Here is a 14,993-nt window from a genome sequence, read left to right as displayed (position 1 = left end):
AAGGATCGAACTATGCTTAACTCTTCAAATGAGCAGCCTCTAGCGCAAGGTGCTATTTTACCTGAAGCTGGGCCTTTCGCTCTGTATGTGCAGCTAAAAGTCGTAAACAATGCACCACAAGTATTAGAACAACTAAAGCAGCTGCCTTCTTTAGTTGCAGAACTGAACGAGACACAACCAGAGTCTAACCTGACTCTTTCATTGGCTTTCTCTAAGACATTTTGGGACAAGTTTGAACAAGCAGCTCCGGCTGACTTAATCGCCTTCCCGGCACTTGGTGAGGGTGACGTAACGGCACCAAGTACAGACTCTGATGTGCTGCTTCACTGCCACTCTAACCGCCACGATTTGCACTTCTATGTGATTCGTAAGTTGCTAGAGCACGTGTCTGAAGATGTAGAAGTCGTTGATGAGACTTACGGCTACCGCTATCTAGATTCCCGTGATATGACGGATTTTGTCGATGGCACCGAGAACCCGAAAGATGCTCAGCGTGCTGAAGTGGCACTTATCCCTGAAGGTGAATTTGCGGGTGGCAGTTACGTTATGGTTCAGCGTTTTATCCATAACCTACCTGCTTGGAATCGCCTAAATGTTAAAGCGCAAGAGAAGGTAGTCGGCCGTACTAAGCCTGATTCTATTGAGCTAGACGATGTGCCTGCAGCATCGCATGTTGGCCGTGTTGATATCAAAGAAGAAGGCAAAGGTCTGAAAATTGTTCGTCATAGCCTGCCTTACGGTAGCGCGACGGGAGATCACGGCTTGCTATTCATCGCTTACTGTAATGTTCGCCATAACTTTGATGCAATGCTTGAAAGCATGTATGGCGTAACAGATGGTAAGACTGACCAATTGCTGCGCTTTACCCGTGCAGTGACTGGCGCTTACTACTTCGCACCGTCACAGCAGATGTTGGCTGAACTGTCGATTAAGTAACGATAGCCGTAGCGACAATTAAATAAATACAAAAAGGGGCGTTATGCCTCTTTTTTTGATTAAAGAGTTGGCAAAGTTGGTCGATATAGAAGCAACGATTGACTTTATTACCTCCCAACGGATAAGCGAACATCTATGGCTATTACGGTAAATACCAATGTTTCAGCACTGGTGGCTCAGAGAAATCTCTCTAATGCCAGCAACATGCTGAATCAATCTTTGGAGCGACTGGCTTCAGGTAACCGTATTAATAGCGCTAAGGATGATGCTGCCGGTCTACAAATCTCAAATCGACTTGAAGCGCAAATGAGCGGTATTGACGTTGCGGTTAGAAACGCTAACGACGGTATCTCTATTATGCAGACCGCAGAGGGTGCGATGAATGAGACCACCAATATCATGCAACGCATGCGTGATCTTTCTTTGCAGTCAGCGAATGGTTCGAACAGTAAATCTGAGCGAATTGCTATTCAGGAAGAGATTACTGCCCTTAATGACGAGCTGAACCGAATTGCCGAAACGACTTCATTTGGTGGCAAGAAGCTATTGAATGGGAGTTTTGGGAATACCGCTTTCCAAATAGGTGGTAGTTCTGGTGAGGCGGTACAAGTAGGCCTAAAAAGTATGCGAACAGATGGTATCGACATGGGCGGCTTTAGCTATGTTGCTAATGGTATGGCTGATAAGAGTTGGGCGGTGAGTTCAGGTAATACTAAGTTCAATATGTCGTTTACCGATCGTTTTGGGCAATCTCAATCCATCTCGATCAATGCTAAGGCGGGTGATGGTATTGAGCAGCTTGCGACCTATATCAACGGCCAAACAGACCAAGTATCTGCATCGGTCAATGAAGATGGGCAGCTACAAATCTACATGGCGGGCGAGCAAACGTCAGGAACAATCTCCTTTTCAGGTTCTCTAGCGGATGAGTTATCCATGTCATCAGGTCGCTATGAATCGGTCAATGATATTGATGTAACTAGCGCTGGTGGAGCGCAACGAGCGGTATCTATTCTTGATACAGCGATGAAATATGTAGATAGCCATCGCTCAGAGCTGGGTGCGATGCAGAATCGATTTGATCACGCGATTAATAACCTGCAAAACGTGCATGAGAATTTGGCGACCTCAAACAGCCGTATTAAAGATACCGATTACGCCAAAGAAACTACGCAGATGCTCAAGCAGCAAATCTTGCAGCAGGTGAGCACCACTATTCTTGCTCAAGCCAAACAGGCGCCTAATTTGGCGTTAACTCTGCTGGGGTAAATTGCCACGTCTCTCGGCAACACTCCTGACAACTTTAGTGTTTTTTTCTCCTTTTTTCTTATATTTACCCCACCAATCACGTTTTTTCATTCAACCGAATTTATTTCTGAATTTTCTCATTTTTTCTCTAAAGGTTTCAGATTTAGCGCCGCTATTAAAAGTAACTTTGAGAGAACTACTTGGTTTTCCGAGACGTCGGAAACCGCAACACCGGAAAATCAATTGGAGAAATCACCATGGCAGTGAATGTAAATACCAACGTTTCAGCGATGACTGCGCAACGTTACCTAAACAACGCAAACAGCGCTCAACAGACTTCTATGGAGCGTCTAGCTTCTGGCTCTAAAATCAACAGCGCAAAAGATGACGCTGCGGGCCTACAAATCTCTAACCGTTTGAACGTACAAAGCCGCGGCCTAGACGTAGCAGTACGTAACGCGAACGACGGTATCTCGATTGCACAAACTGCTGAAGGTGCAATGAACGAGACAACAAACATCCTGCAACGTATGCGTGACCTTTCTCTACAATCTGCAAACGGTTCAAACTCTAAGTCTGAGCGTGTAGCGATTCAAGAAGAAGTAACAGCACTAAACGACGAACTTAACCGTATCGCAGAAACTACCTCTTTTGGTGGTAACAAGCTTCTGAACGGTACACACGGCACTAAGTCTTTCCAAATCGGTGCAGACAACGGTGAAGCCGTAATGCTTGAGCTGAAAGACATGCGTTCAGACAACGCTCAAATGGGTGGTAAGAGCTACCAAACTGAAAGCGCTAAAGACAAGAACTGGAACGTACAAGCAGGCTCTAACGACCTAAAAATGACGTTCACAGATAACTTTGGTCAAGCTCAAGAAATCGACATCAATGCAAAAGCAGGCGACGACATCGAAGAGCTAGCAACTTACATCAACGGTCAACAAGACTCTGTAAAAGCGTCTGTAACTGAAGATGGCAAGCTACAAATGTTCGCAGGTAACAATAAAGTAGACGGCAACGTAGACTTCTCTGGTGGTCTTGCAGGTGAGCTTGGCATTCAAGGTGGTAAAGAAGTAACGGTTGATACTATTGACGTAACGTCGGTAGGTGGCGCACAAGAATCTGTTGCTATCATCGATGCTGCACTGAAGTACGTAGATAGCCACCGTGCAGAGCTGGGTGCATTCCAGAACCGCTTCGACCATGCTATCAACAACTTAGATAACATCAACGAAAACGTGAATGCATCTAAGAGCCGTATTAAAGACACAGACTTCGCGAAAGAAACGACGCAAATGACTAAGTCGCAAATTCTTTCTCAAGCGTCTAGCTCGATTCTTGCTCAAGCGAAGCAAGCACCGAACTCAGCACTTAGCCTACTTGGCTAATTAGAAATAAAATTGAAACCGAAAGCTAGGTGGTCAAACACCTAGCTTTCTTTTTATGAGTAAAATTTACCGAATGATTAATTGTATTGATGGTGTAGGTTGTATCATTCAGATGTATGCAATTGGTGTTGAAGGAACGACACAAATGGTGAGTTGGGGTAAACCTAGCTAAATGGAATACAACTAAATGGTATCGATACAAACCAATATATCTTCCTCTATTGCTCAGCGACATCTTGGTGAAGCTCAAAGCCAAGCCGTTGATGCACAATCAAAACTGCAATCCGGCTCGCGTATCAACGCGGGTAGCGACGATGCCGCAGGTCTTCAAATAGCCAATCGACTCAAAGCCCAAACTCGAGGGATTGATGCTGCCTTGTCGAATGCGACTAATGCTGATTCTATTGCACAAACTGCCGAAGGCGCGCTGCACGAAAGTACTAATATGCTCCAAAAACTCCGTGATCTTGGATTACAGGCGTCCAATGGTGCATTGAGTCGGGATGAGCGCGAAAGTATCCAGATCGAATCGGAGATGCTGATCAATGATCTTGATCGTATTGCATCCTCAACGACCTTTGCAGGGGATGAGCTATTTGATGGCTCTTTTGGAAAGCGTAACTTCAATCTTGGCCCTGATTCGAATGCGGTCTCGCTCACGCTTAAGAGCATGTACACCAATATCCCACAGATGGGAGGGCAGTTTACAGAAGCAAATAGTGACGTTGATGAGAATTGGCAAGTCTCTTCTAATGATCAAGGTTTAAGTATCAGCTATCAAGATAGCAATGATGAGTCACAGGCGCTCGATTTTAAGCTTAAAGAGGGCGATGATATCTATCAGGTAGCCACCTATATTAACGGGCAGCAGGGTGTGGTTAGAGCATCGGTAAACGAAGAACACCAGCTTCAGTTGTTCGCTGCTTATGCTGACTCTCCTCAAGGCTTTGAAGTCTCGGGTAGTGCCGCGAATGAGTTTGATTTTGGTGATACTCAGGCGATATCGTTAGATGATGTGGACATGACAACCGTCGGTGGAGCGCAGCTTGGTGTTGCGGTGATTGATGCCTCATTGAATTATGTAGACGGGCATCGTAGTGAAATCGGTGGTTTCCAGAACGGAGTCAGCCGCACTATGAATAGCCTCAACAATACCTTTCATCGTATTGCTGATTCAGAGGGGCAAATCAAAGATACCGATTACGCTAAGCTCACGACAGAGCTGACCAAATCTCAGATGCTTGAACGTGCCACGTCAACACTGCTCGCACAAGCGAATCAAAATACGGGTACTGCTCTTTCTTTATTAGGTTAATTTTTCCAGACAACAAAAAACGCAGCCGTGAGGCTGCGCTTTTTGAACTTTTGAAATGCTAAGTAAAGATTACTTAGTCACTTTCAGAACTGGAGTTTCACCTACAGTTACAGAACCAGCAAGTTTGTTCAGCTCTTTGATTTCGTCCATGTTAGAGATAACAACTGGAGTAAGAGTTGATTTTGCTTTTTCTTCTAGAAGCGCTAGGTCGAAAGTGATGATAGTGTCACCAGCTTTAACAGTTTGGCCTTCTTCTGCTACGCGAGTGAAGCCTTCGCCTTTAAGTTCAACAGTATCGATACCAAAGTGAACGAATAGCTCAACACCGTCGTCAGACTCGATAGAGAATGCGTGGTTAGTTTCGAAGATCTTACCGATAGTACCGTTAACTGGAGCTACCATTTTGTCGCCAGCTGGTTTGATCGCGATGCCGTCACCAACGATTTTCTCAGCGAAAACAACATCTGGCACGTCTTCGATATTTACGATTTCACCAGATAGAGGTGCGATGATTTCGATTGCACCAGCGTCAGCGCTGTCATCAGATACTAGCTTCTTAAGTTTGTCAAACAGACCCATTGTGTCATGCTCCTAACGTTTAGTTTTATTCTGTAGAATATACTATACCAATCTAGCAAATTAGACGACTTTTTTTAGTCGTCTAACCATATTAAGCCATTGGTGATTACTGAGTTTTCTCAGCGATGAACTTTTCTACTACTGCTTGGATTTCCTCAGCAGTTGGTAGAGAAAGTGCTTCATCAGCCATTGCTTTAACTTCTGCGAAGTTAGAGTTACGGATAACTTTCTTCACTTTAGGGATAGAGATACCGCTCATAGAGAACTCATCTAGCCCCATACCTAGTAGAAGCAGTGTTGCACGCTCATCACCAGCAAGCTCACCACACATACCAGTCCACTTACCTTCAGCGTGAGATGCATCGATAACCTGCTTGATTACTGTTAGAACAGCAGGAGACAGTGGGTTGTAAAGGTGAGAAATCATCTCGTTACCACGGTCTACAGCAAGTGTGTACTGAGTTAGGTCGTTAGTACCGATAGAGAAGAAAGCAACTTCCTTCGCTAGATGGTGCGCGATAGCTGCCGCAGCTGGAGTTTCAACCATTACACCGATTTCAATCTCTTCATCGAATGCTAGGCCTTCAGCGCGAAGCTCAGCTTTGTACTCTTCGATAGCTTTCTTCAGTTCACGGATCTCTTCAACAGAGATGATCATTGGGAACATGATGCGAAGTTTACCGTGCGCAGATGCACGAAGGATACCGCGTAGTTGGTCACGTAGGATTTCGCGACGATCTAAGCTGATACGTACTGCACGCCAGCCTAGGAACGGGTTCATCTCTTCTGGAAGATCCATGTATGGCAGATCTTTGTCGCCACCGATATCCATAGTACGGATGATCACTGACTCACCGTTCATTGCTTCTGCAACCTCTTTGTACGCTTGGTACTGCTCTTCTTCAGTAGGAAGTGCATCACGGTCCATGAATAGGAACTCAGTACGGTACAGACCAACGCCTTCACCACCGTTACGGATGATGCCGTCACAGTCTTTAACGGTACCGATGTTACCGCAAACTTCTACACGGTGACCGTCTAGAGTTTCTGCGTGTAGATCTTTAAGTTTTGCTAGCTCTTCTTTTTCAGCTAGGAATGCAGCTTTAACTGCTTTTGCTTCTTCAAGCTCAGCTTCTGATGGGTTGATAACAATCTTGTTATTCATCGCATCAAGAATAAGCATGTCGCCGTTCTTCACTTTCTTAGTGATATCGTTAGTACCAACGATAGCAGGAAGCTCTAGTGAACGCGCCATGATAGATGTGTGAGATGTACGACCGCCGATGTCACAAGCGAAGCCTAGTACGTAGTCTAGGTTGATTTGTGCAGTTTCAGATGGCGTTAGGTCGTATGCTGCTAGGATAACTTCTTCATTGATATCGCTTAGAGAGACGATATTGATGTCTAGTGCATTTTTAACAAAACGAGTACCGATATCACGGATATCAGTTGCACGTTCTTTTAGGTATTCGTCGTCTAGTGACTCAAGTGCAGATGCTTGCTCTTCGATAACCGTGTGGATTGCGTTATCAGCGTGCATCTTGTCGTTCTTGATGAGTGCTAGGATTTCTTCCTCTAGCTCTTCATCTTCAAGAAGCATGATGTGACCTTCAAAGATCGCCTCTTTTTCTTCACCGAAAGTCTCAAGCGCTTTTTGCTTAACAACTTCTAGTTGAGCTGCAGATTTGTTACGTGCGTCAAAGAAACGCTGAACTTCTGCTTCAACTTGGTCATCAGTGATAGTGTTAGTGTTTAGAACGATTTCATCTTCTTGAAGTAGTAGTGCTTTACCGATAGCAATACCAGGAGATGCTAGGATACCTGAAATCATAGCTTTACCTTAAGTTGGTCAACTGTAAACGGGAGAGTGTGTGACTTTTTCCGCTTGGCGTTATGCCGAGCTTATTCTGTTCTATTTCGAACAAAGCCACTTTGCAGGGCAAAATGGCTTTGAAAGAAGGAGACCGAATTAGTGTAGTTGGTCCATTAGAGCAACTAGGTGGTCTACAGCTTGCTGAGCTTGTGGGCCTTCAGCAGAAATAGAAACTACAGTACCTTTAACTAGGCCTAGAGTTTGTAGTTTGAATAGGCTCTTAGCGCTTGCGCTTTTACCGTTAGAAGTCACAGTGATGTCTGCGTCGAAAGATTTTGCTTCTTTAACGAACTGTGCAGCTGGACGAGTGTGAAGACCGTTTTCTGCTGTGATTTCTACTTGCTTCTCGTACATTTTATATACCCCAATTAATTTATTATTTGTAAAGTTTATAACCAAGTTTAGCTTAACTTCTTTGACATGCATGCGCCAGAGTGTAGTACGCCATGTTCGTGTTTGAACAGTTTGGTTAAAATTTTATCCAGCCATGGTGCTCTTTTGTGAGAACTCACGACTTTCAGAATCTGGTTTATTGCTTCTTTTATTTTGAAGCGAAAAATAAAACAGGGGTGATATTACCAAAGGTGAGGCAGGGATCAACAAAAAAGCCCCAATTAGGGGCTTTTTTAGACCAAATATTGATTTGACCACATATTACTGTTGGTTCTCTTTGTCGGTAAAAATGCCGGCAAACAGGGCTGTGCTGAGGTATCGTTCACCTGAGCTTGGTAAAACTGTAACAATTGTTTTCCCAGCAAATTCAGGTAGTTCCGCTAGACGGTTTGCTGCAACTACTGCTGCACCAGAAGAGATACCAGCTAGGATGCCTTCTTCAGCCATCAGGCGTTGTGCCATTTCAATTGCTTCTTCTGAAGTCACCGACTCAACACGGTCTACAAGCTCTAAATCAAGGTTACCAGGGATGAAACCTGCGCCGATACCTTGGATTTTGTGTGGTGCTGGCTGAATTTCATCGCCTGCAAGCGCTTGGGCAATCACTGGAGATTCTGCTGGCTCAACCGCTACAGAAGTAATTGCTTTGCCTTTCTCACCTTTAATGTAACGGCTTGTACCCGTAATCGTACCGCCAGTACCAACACCCGCTACAAATACATCGATCTCACCGTCAGTCGCTTCCCAGATTTCAGGACCAGTAGTCTTCTCGTGAATTTCTGGGTTTGCAGGGTTGTTGAATTGTTGAAGAAGTAGGTACTTCTCTGGATCGCTTGCAACAATTTCTTCTGCTTTTGCGATCGCGCCTTTCATGCCTTTAGCCGCTTCTGTTAGCTCAAGGTTGGCACCTAGTGCTTTAAGTAGCTTACGACGCTCTAGACTCATCGACTCAGGCATAGTTAGCGTTAGTTTGTAACCACGAGCTGCTGCAACGAAAGCAAGTGCCACACCAGTGTTACCACTTGTTGGTTCTACAAGCTCTACGCCTGGCTTAAGAGTGCCAGCTTTTTCAGCTTCCCAGATCATGTTCGCGCCGATACGACACTTAACGCTGAAGCTTGGGTTACGAGCCTCCACTTTCGCTAGTACATTACCTTTACTTACTTTGTTCAAACGAACCAGTGGTGTGTTACCGATCGTAAGGGAGTTATCTTCGTAAATCTTGCTCATGGAATATTCCTTCATTTGATGACAGAACTAAACGCGGCATATCAATGACTTAGTCGTCCCGTTTATTTCAATGTTTGTTTAACTTGAATTTAGATTAAACAAGTTGAAAAAAAGGTAAAAGGATTAAAAAGTTATATCATATAGATATGTAGCAGAATGCACGCCCATTTTGATAGAAATCAGTGATTCAACGAAATGGGCGAGAGTTCTGCTAATAATAGAAGAGGTTAGCGAAGGTGGGTAAATTGCCCTTTGTGTTCTGATACCCACATAGCAGTGGCGCCACATACTGCTACAGGTACAACAATTAGATTAAGGATTGGAATGGTTGTGAAAATAGAAACCAATGCTCCAAATCCATAGCTCTTACCTTGCTTTTGTTTCAATGAACTTCTCATATCATCAAAGCTGATTTTGTGGTTATCAAACGGGTAATCTGCGTATTGAATTGCCAGCATCCACGCTGTAAAAATGAACCACAAAAACGGCGCGACAGTTTGACCAAGAGCTGGGATCAGCAGCAATAAGAAAAGCCCGATTGCTTTTGGTAGTGTGTAAACCAGCTTACGCCATTCACGAGCCAGGATACGCGGCGTATCTTTAACCACGTCCATTAAGCCATCGTCATTCACTTTTTTGCCCGTTAAAAGTTCTTCTACTTTCTCTGATAGTAAGCCGTTAAATGGGGCGGCGATGAAATTCGCTAAGGTACTAAAGAAGTATGAGAAGGTGGCAAGAATGGTCAGCGCCAGCAGTGGCCACAAAACATAAGTCAACCAAGTGAGAAAGCTAGGAAGGCCTTCTAACCAGCCATCAATCCAAGTATTGAGGTTAGAAAAGATGTAAAACAACGCGCCACCAACCAACAATACGTTAGCTAATAAAGGCATCAGTACGAATTTACGGATACTTGGAGAAAGAGCGATTTTAGCGCCGAAAATGAAATAGCCGAAGCCAGAGCGAGGAATCGATAAATTAGTCATATTAGAATATCAGCTCACATAAGGGGAGTTGGTTAAATAGCAAACACCTATAGTGTACTCGACCGATATTAAGAAAAAAAGCGTGGTGAAAATCACATCAACTGAGGAACTTATTGTATTAAGTTGTTCTAAAACAGTAGCTACTTTTGATAGAGTAGTGAGATTGGTCAAATTAACCTAACTGATATAGCGACCTGAAAACTCAGGGTGACTATGAAAGCTGAGAGCGAAAAATGCAGGAATTGCGATTTGTACTCATTATTGTTGGCGCATTAGCGATCGCCGCATTATTGTTCCACGGATTGTGGACGAGTAAAAAAGAAGGGAAAGCCAAATTTGGTGATAAGCCACTTGGCAAGCTCGACAACGACAGCTTAGATGACGTGGGCGCTATGCCAGAGCGCTCTTTTGCGCCAGAAGACGACTTCGAGATCATTCGTAAAGAGCGTAAAGAACCGGACTTTGCTGTATCACCAACAAATGCAGACCCATTGATTGATTCAGATCCGTTGACTTCAAGCCCATCGGCGAAAAGTGAGCAAGAGGATCTTGAGCTCAACGATCTACCATCTTTCAGTGTTGAGACTCCTGTTAAAGCAGAGCCAGAATTTCAAACAGAGGCACCCGCTGAGCCAGCTGTCCCAAGCTTTGAGTTAACCGAAGAGCAAAAAGAGAGCCACGCTGACTTTAAAGAGCATTACGGCGCTATGTCGCAAGAGCCTGAGTCTGACACTCAGCCTGTTCAACAGAATTTGCAACAAGAAGACACCACCCCAACCGTTGAAGCGGCAGCAGTTGCACCTCAAGAAGCACAAGAAGATGACTTGGGCTTAGAAGTGATTGTACTGAATGTACACTGTGCCGGTGAAACGCCGTTTGTAGGTACTGAGCTTTTCCGCAGTATGGAAAACAATGGACTAACCTATGGTGAGATGTCTATTTACCACTGCTTCGCTGAAGCGGCAGAGACACCGAAGGTGATCTTTAGTGTTGCGAACATGATGCAGCCAGGTACGTTAGAACACGACAACCCTGCAGACTTCACAACCAAAGGCATTTCGTTCTTTATGACGCTGCCTTGTTACGGTCAGGCTGATCAGAACTTCAATGTTATGTTGAGCGCAGCACAACAAATTGCTGACGATTTGGGCGGTAACGTATTGGATGAGTCAAGAAACCTGATGACGCCAAACCGCTTGTCTGATTACCGCAAACAAATTCGAGACTTTATGGCTAATCAAAGCGCTTAGTAGACAATGTAAGCCTTACAGTTAATCTATAATGATAGAAAGGGCTCCTGATGGGGCCCTTTTTGATATTTCAATCTGACAGAGAATGATATGAAAGAATCCATTCAAAGTACTTTAGAGCAGTTAAAAGAGACTCTGCACTATCATGCCGTTCGCTATTACGTTGAGGATAGCCCAGAGATCCCTGACGCAGAATATGATCGATTAATGCAGCAACTGCTGAAGATTGAGCAAGAAAATCCAGAACTGGTCACCGTTGACTCGCCAAGTCAGCGTGTTGGTGGAGCACCGTTGGATGGCTTTACCCAAGTGACCCATGAAATTCCGATGCTCTCTTTAGACAATGCTTTCTCTGATGAAGATTTAGACGCATTTAACAAGCGTATGTCTGATCGCGCTCCTCTGGCTGACTTAACAACATTCTGTTGTGAGCCAAAGCTAGATGGATTAGCGGTGAGTCTTCTTTATGAAAATGGCACGCTTGTTCAAGCAGCCACTCGTGGTGATGGTACAACCGGTGAGAACATCACTGAAAACGTTCGTACCATTAGCTCAATTCCACTCAAGCTTCAAGGTGAGGGATGGCCGACACGTATTGAGGTGCGTGGCGAAGTCTTTATGCCGAAAGCGGGATTCGACAAACTGAATGAACAAGCACTGAAGAAAGGCGAAAAGGTTTTTGTAAACCCTCGTAACGCCGCGGCAGGTAGCCTACGTCAGTTAGACTCTCGTATTACGGCTAAGCGTCCGTTAGCGTTTTATGCTTATAGCGTTGGCGTTGTTGAAGGTGCAGAGCTTTCAGGTAGCCACTACCAACGTTTTCTTCAGTTGAAGAGCTGGGGCTTACCTATGTGCCCAGAGACAAAGCAACTGAGCTCATTAAATGACGTTAAAGCGTACTACCAAGACATTATGGCTCGCCGCGACGCGTTAGCTTATGAGATCGACGGCGTAGTGATCAAAGTTGATAATATTGCGGCTCAAGAGGTTCTAGGCTTTGTTGCTCGAGCTCCGCGCTGGGCGATAGCTTACAAATTCCCGGCACAAGAAGAGATCACGTTACTTAACGACGTAGAGTTCCAAGTCGGTCGAACGGGTGCAATTACACCAGTAGCGAAACTGGAGCCTGTGTTTGTTGGCGGTGTAACGGTAAGTAATGCGACTCTGCATAACGCTGATGAAATAGAACGTTTAGGCGTTATGGTCGGGGACAGTGTGATTATTCGCCGTGCCGGTGATGTGATCCCTCAAATTGTTGCTGTAGTGGCGGAGCGTCGCCCTGAGACTGCAAAAGAGATTGTTTTCCCTGAAGCTTGCCCTGTGTGTAGCTCTGCTGTCGAACGTGTAGAGGGTGAAGCTGTGGCTCGTTGTACAGGCGGACTAGTGTGTCAGGCGCAACGTAAAGAAGCGCTCAAGCACTTTGTTTCGCGTAAAGCACTGGATGTTGACGGCTTGGGCGAGAAAGTGATTGAGCAGTTGGTTGACCGTGAAATGGTTGAAACCCCAGCTGATCTCTTTAAGTTAAGTGCTGGTGTCTTAACTGTGCTAGACCGCATGGGGCCGAAATCAGCTCAGAACGTGGTGAATGCATTGACCAAAGCGAAAGAAACGACGCTAGCTCGTTTCTTGTACTCTCTGGGTATTAGAGAGGTTGGTGAGGCAACGGCAATGAACCTTGCTCAGCACTTTAAGTCGCTTGATATGGTTCAGACTGCGACTCACGAACAACTCGTAGAAGTGCAAGATATCGGTGATATTGTTGCTAGTCACATTACCAGCTTCTTCTCCCAAGAGAAGAACCGTGAAGTAGTTGATGAACTTCTAGAGCTAGGGCTCATTTGGCCAGCAATAGAAGCGCCTGTAGAAGGGCAGTCACTACCACTTGAAGGTAAGACGGTAGTTTTGACAGGTTCCCTCTCTCAATTAGGACGCAGCGAAGCTAAAGCAGCGCTACAAGCACTGGGTGCAAAAGTAACAGGCAGCGTTTCTAAGAAAACAGACATTCTATTTGCTGGTGAAGCGGCAGGTTCTAAGCTCACTAAGGCACAAGATTTGGGTATCGAAATAAGAAATGAGCAAGACTTAATTGACCTACTTTCATAATTAACCTGCTCTAAAAAAAGCTAAAAGGCACTCCCAATGTGGAGTGCCTTTTTTGTATGCGGACACTAAGTTTTGCTCTTTTTATCTGAAGAAAAATTTGTAGCTATATTAAGTCTGATTTTGGGACTGTGAGCTTGCTCAATAATAATAAAATACCGTTCTGTCGCTTGTTTATTTGCGAGTGATATCACTTTTTATAAAGTGAGATTTAAACTAAGCTATTGATTTGGTTTGTTTTTGTTTTTGTTTTCTTAATAGTTTGGATTTTGTCGATCAGGATCACTAAGTCATAGATAAATTTGCACCAACTCATATTTTTTTAGATGAAAATTAAGTTCTCATTGATCTTTTTAAGGGCAAAGTTAGTCTTAGTGACATGGATGCACGCAGTGTATACCCAGTAAGGAAAAAGAGCCTCGGGCGGTTAGAGGTTCTAAACAAGAAAAGGTATTTCTCTCTACGGCGGCCAACTTTAGGTGAGAAATAATCAAACAGCTATATCCATTTTTAGGAGTTTTATTCCATGGACAACAAAATTTTCAAGCGCACTCTATTAGGTGCGGCAGTAGCAATGATCTCTTCTGGTGCAATGGCATCTGAGTCTTCACAAGTTGGTATTATCTCTGACTTTAATGTGCAAGCTTACGGTGTGGCAGCGATCTCAGTCGTTAACTATGATTCTGAAAAAACGGAAGGCGGCGTTAAAACTGATACCGGTACTGGCTACGACTACGAGAATGAATCTCGTATCGGTTTCCGTGCAAGTAAAGATATGTTCGATAACGTAAATATCTTTATGCAGATCGAATCGGGTTACGTGGGTGAAAATGGTGACGGTGCTACGCTAGGTAACCGTGATACGTTCTTAGGCCTACAAGGTGATTGGGGTAAAGTTCGTTTCGGTCGTATGCTAACACCAATGTACGAAGTAATTGACTGGCCATACGCAAACCCAGGTCTGGGCGCAGTATGGGACTGGGGCGGTGATGTTAAATACAACCGTGACCGTCATGGCGATATGGCTCGTTACGATTCTGCTGACTTAAATGGTTTCACATTTAACCTAGCAACAGGTCGTGGTGACTCTAGCGTTAAAGATAACTACTTCTATGGTGCAGCTGCTCATTACCGTCTAGCTGATACTATTACTTTCCACGCAGCAGTAGAAGCTGAATCAGATCGTCAGTTAAAGGCAGCAACAGCTGCGAGCACATGTGTAGAAGCGGCAGGTTGTGGTACAGGTATCAATTTTGGTGATGCTATTGCCGCAACTGATGCTGAAATGGCTGATACTTTCGGCTACTTAGTTGGCTTCGAAGCTTCACTGCCTGCTGGTTTTGGTATCTCAGCGGCATACAAGTCTGGTGAGTCAGATGTTCAGGGTGGCGCTAAATCTGAGCAATCTTCTTACTCTGTAATCGGTCAATACTGGAATGGTCCATGGGGCTTTAAGTTAGGCTATGCTGCTAACATGGAGTCTAAAACCGCCGGTGTTAAACAGGATGATGAAGATAGCGTTATCTCTGGTCAGCTAATGTATGTTCACAATGGATTTGTTCCATACATCCGTCTTGCACAACGTGATATCAAATCTGGTGGTGCACAAACAGATACGTTTGTTACACGTATTGGCTTAGAGTACGGTTTCTAAGACACTCTTTGCTCGAATAATTATTGCGCTGGCCGTTAAAA

At 44.6% G+C, this 14,993-nt stretch carries 12 protein-coding genes and 1 pseudogene; 8 read left to right on the top strand and 5 right to left on the bottom strand.

Annotated elements, in window-relative coordinates; translation table 11 throughout:
• Positions 1-12: 12 nt before the first annotated feature.
• The 4 genes from FIV04_RS10910 (at position 13) to FIV04_RS10895 (ending at position 4,890) form a co-directional block, all read left to right on the top strand.
• Positions 13-936 carry a Dyp-type peroxidase gene (locus FIV04_RS10910; protein WP_152469133.1) on the top strand — a complete coding sequence of 308 codons (924 nt, stop codon included), beginning with the start codon at positions 13-15 and terminating at the stop codon, positions 934-936.
• Positions 937-1,071: 135 nt separating this feature from the next.
• On the top strand, positions 1,072-2,205 hold the full coding sequence (locus tag FIV04_RS10905) for a flagellin (RefSeq protein WP_152469132.1): 1,134 nt from the start codon (positions 1,072-1,074) through the stop codon (positions 2,203-2,205).
• A gap of 236 nt (positions 2,206-2,441) precedes the next feature.
• Positions 2,442-3,575: a flagellin gene (locus FIV04_RS10900; RefSeq protein ID WP_150871420.1), complete on the top strand. Its 1,134-nt coding sequence runs from the start codon at positions 2,442-2,444 to the stop codon at positions 3,573-3,575.
• Positions 3,576-3,762: 187 nt separating this feature from the next.
• Positions 3,763-4,890, top strand: coding sequence for a flagellin (locus tag FIV04_RS10895; protein ID WP_152469131.1), 1,128 nt, complete (start codon positions 3,763-3,765; stop codon positions 4,888-4,890).
• Between the two features lie 69 nt (positions 4,891-4,959).
• Here FIV04_RS10895 and crr read toward each other — a convergent pair whose 3' ends face one another.
• From crr to cysZ, 5 genes are all read right to left on the bottom strand, one after another.
• On the bottom strand, positions 4,960-5,469 hold the full coding sequence (gene crr / locus FIV04_RS10890) for a PTS glucose transporter subunit IIA (RefSeq protein ID WP_032551815.1): 510 nt from the start codon (positions 5,467-5,469) through the stop codon (positions 4,960-4,962).
• 106 nt (positions 5,470-5,575) lie between these two features.
• Positions 5,576-7,300, bottom strand: a complete 1,725-nt coding sequence (gene ptsI / locus FIV04_RS10885; protein ID WP_152469130.1) for a phosphoenolpyruvate-protein phosphotransferase PtsI — start codon at positions 7,298-7,300, stop codon at positions 5,576-5,578.
• A gap of 138 nt (positions 7,301-7,438) precedes the next feature.
• On the bottom strand, positions 7,439-7,696 hold the full coding sequence (locus tag FIV04_RS10880) for an HPr family phosphocarrier protein (protein WP_032552209.1): 258 nt from the start codon (positions 7,694-7,696) through the stop codon (positions 7,439-7,441).
• Between the two features lie 300 nt (positions 7,697-7,996).
• Positions 7,997-8,965: a cysteine synthase A gene (gene cysK / locus FIV04_RS10870; RefSeq protein ID WP_032551817.1), complete on the bottom strand. Its 969-nt coding sequence runs from the start codon at positions 8,963-8,965 to the stop codon at positions 7,997-7,999.
• 227 nt (positions 8,966-9,192) lie between these two features.
• Positions 9,193-9,948, bottom strand: coding sequence for a sulfate transporter CysZ (cysZ, locus tag FIV04_RS10865; protein WP_032551818.1), 756 nt, complete (start codon positions 9,946-9,948; stop codon positions 9,193-9,195).
• A gap of 233 nt (positions 9,949-10,181) precedes the next feature.
• On the opposite strand from cysZ, the gene zipA reads away from it, so the two are divergent.
• The 4 genes and pseudogenes from zipA to FIV04_RS10845 all read left to right on the top strand — a co-directional run bounded on the left by zipA (position 10,182) and on the right by FIV04_RS10845 (position 14,952).
• On the top strand, positions 10,182-11,198 hold the full coding sequence (gene zipA / locus FIV04_RS10860; protein ID WP_152469129.1) for a cell division protein ZipA: 1,017 nt from the start codon (positions 10,182-10,184) through the stop codon (positions 11,196-11,198).
• Positions 11,199-11,288: 90 nt separating this feature from the next.
• Complete coding sequence (gene ligA / locus FIV04_RS10855; RefSeq protein WP_152469128.1) at positions 11,289-13,301, top strand: NAD-dependent DNA ligase LigA; 2,013 nt, start codon at positions 11,289-11,291, stop codon at positions 13,299-13,301.
• Positions 13,302-13,736: 435 nt separating this feature from the next.
• Positions 13,737-13,841 (top strand): annotated as a pseudogene (locus FIV04_RS27385) (DNA ligase); the annotation flags it as partial.
• Entirely contained in the window at positions 13,825-14,952 is a 1,128-nt protein-coding gene (locus FIV04_RS10845; RefSeq protein WP_152469127.1) for a porin, read from the top strand. The pseudogene FIV04_RS27385 and the gene FIV04_RS10845, both read left to right, overlap by 17 nt.
• Positions 14,953-14,993: the final 41 nt, after the last annotated feature.

The organism is Vibrio sp. THAF190c (genome assembly GCF_009363355.1).
GTDB classification, from domain to species: domain Bacteria; phylum Pseudomonadota; class Gammaproteobacteria; order Enterobacterales; family Vibrionaceae; genus Vibrio; species Vibrio fortis_A.
This window is presented reverse-complemented; position numbering and strand designations above follow the sequence as displayed.

Coding starts and splice junctions, on each gene's coding strand:
- FIV04_RS10910 (WP_152469133.1), top strand. CDS start 13: ATGCTTAACTCTTCAAATGAGCAGCCTCTAGCGCAAGGTGCTATTTTA.
- FIV04_RS10905 (WP_152469132.1), top strand. CDS start 1,072: ATGGCTATTACGGTAAATACCAATGTTTCAGCACTGGTGGCTCAGAGA.
- FIV04_RS10900 (WP_150871420.1), top strand. CDS start 2,442: ATGGCAGTGAATGTAAATACCAACGTTTCAGCGATGACTGCGCAACGT.
- FIV04_RS10895 (WP_152469131.1), top strand. CDS start 3,763: ATGGTATCGATACAAACCAATATATCTTCCTCTATTGCTCAGCGACAT.
- crr (WP_032551815.1), bottom strand. CDS start 5,469: ATGGGTCTGTTTGACAAACTTAAGAAGCTAGTATCTGATGACAGCGCT.
- ptsI (WP_152469130.1), bottom strand. CDS start 7,300: ATGATTTCAGGTATCCTAGCATCTCCTGGTATTGCTATCGGTAAAGCA.
- FIV04_RS10880 (WP_032552209.1), bottom strand. CDS start 7,696: ATGTACGAGAAGCAAGTAGAAATCACAGCAGAAAACGGTCTTCACACT.
- cysK (WP_032551817.1), bottom strand. CDS start 8,965: ATGAGCAAGATTTACGAAGATAACTCCCTTACGATCGGTAACACACCA.
- cysZ (WP_032551818.1), bottom strand. CDS start 9,948: ATGACTAATTTATCGATTCCTCGCTCTGGCTTCGGCTATTTCATTTTC.
- zipA (WP_152469129.1), top strand. CDS start 10,182: ATGCAGGAATTGCGATTTGTACTCATTATTGTTGGCGCATTAGCGATC.
- ligA (WP_152469128.1), top strand. CDS start 11,289: ATGAAAGAATCCATTCAAAGTACTTTAGAGCAGTTAAAAGAGACTCTG.
- FIV04_RS10845 (WP_152469127.1), top strand. CDS start 13,825: ATGGACAACAAAATTTTCAAGCGCACTCTATTAGGTGCGGCAGTAGCA.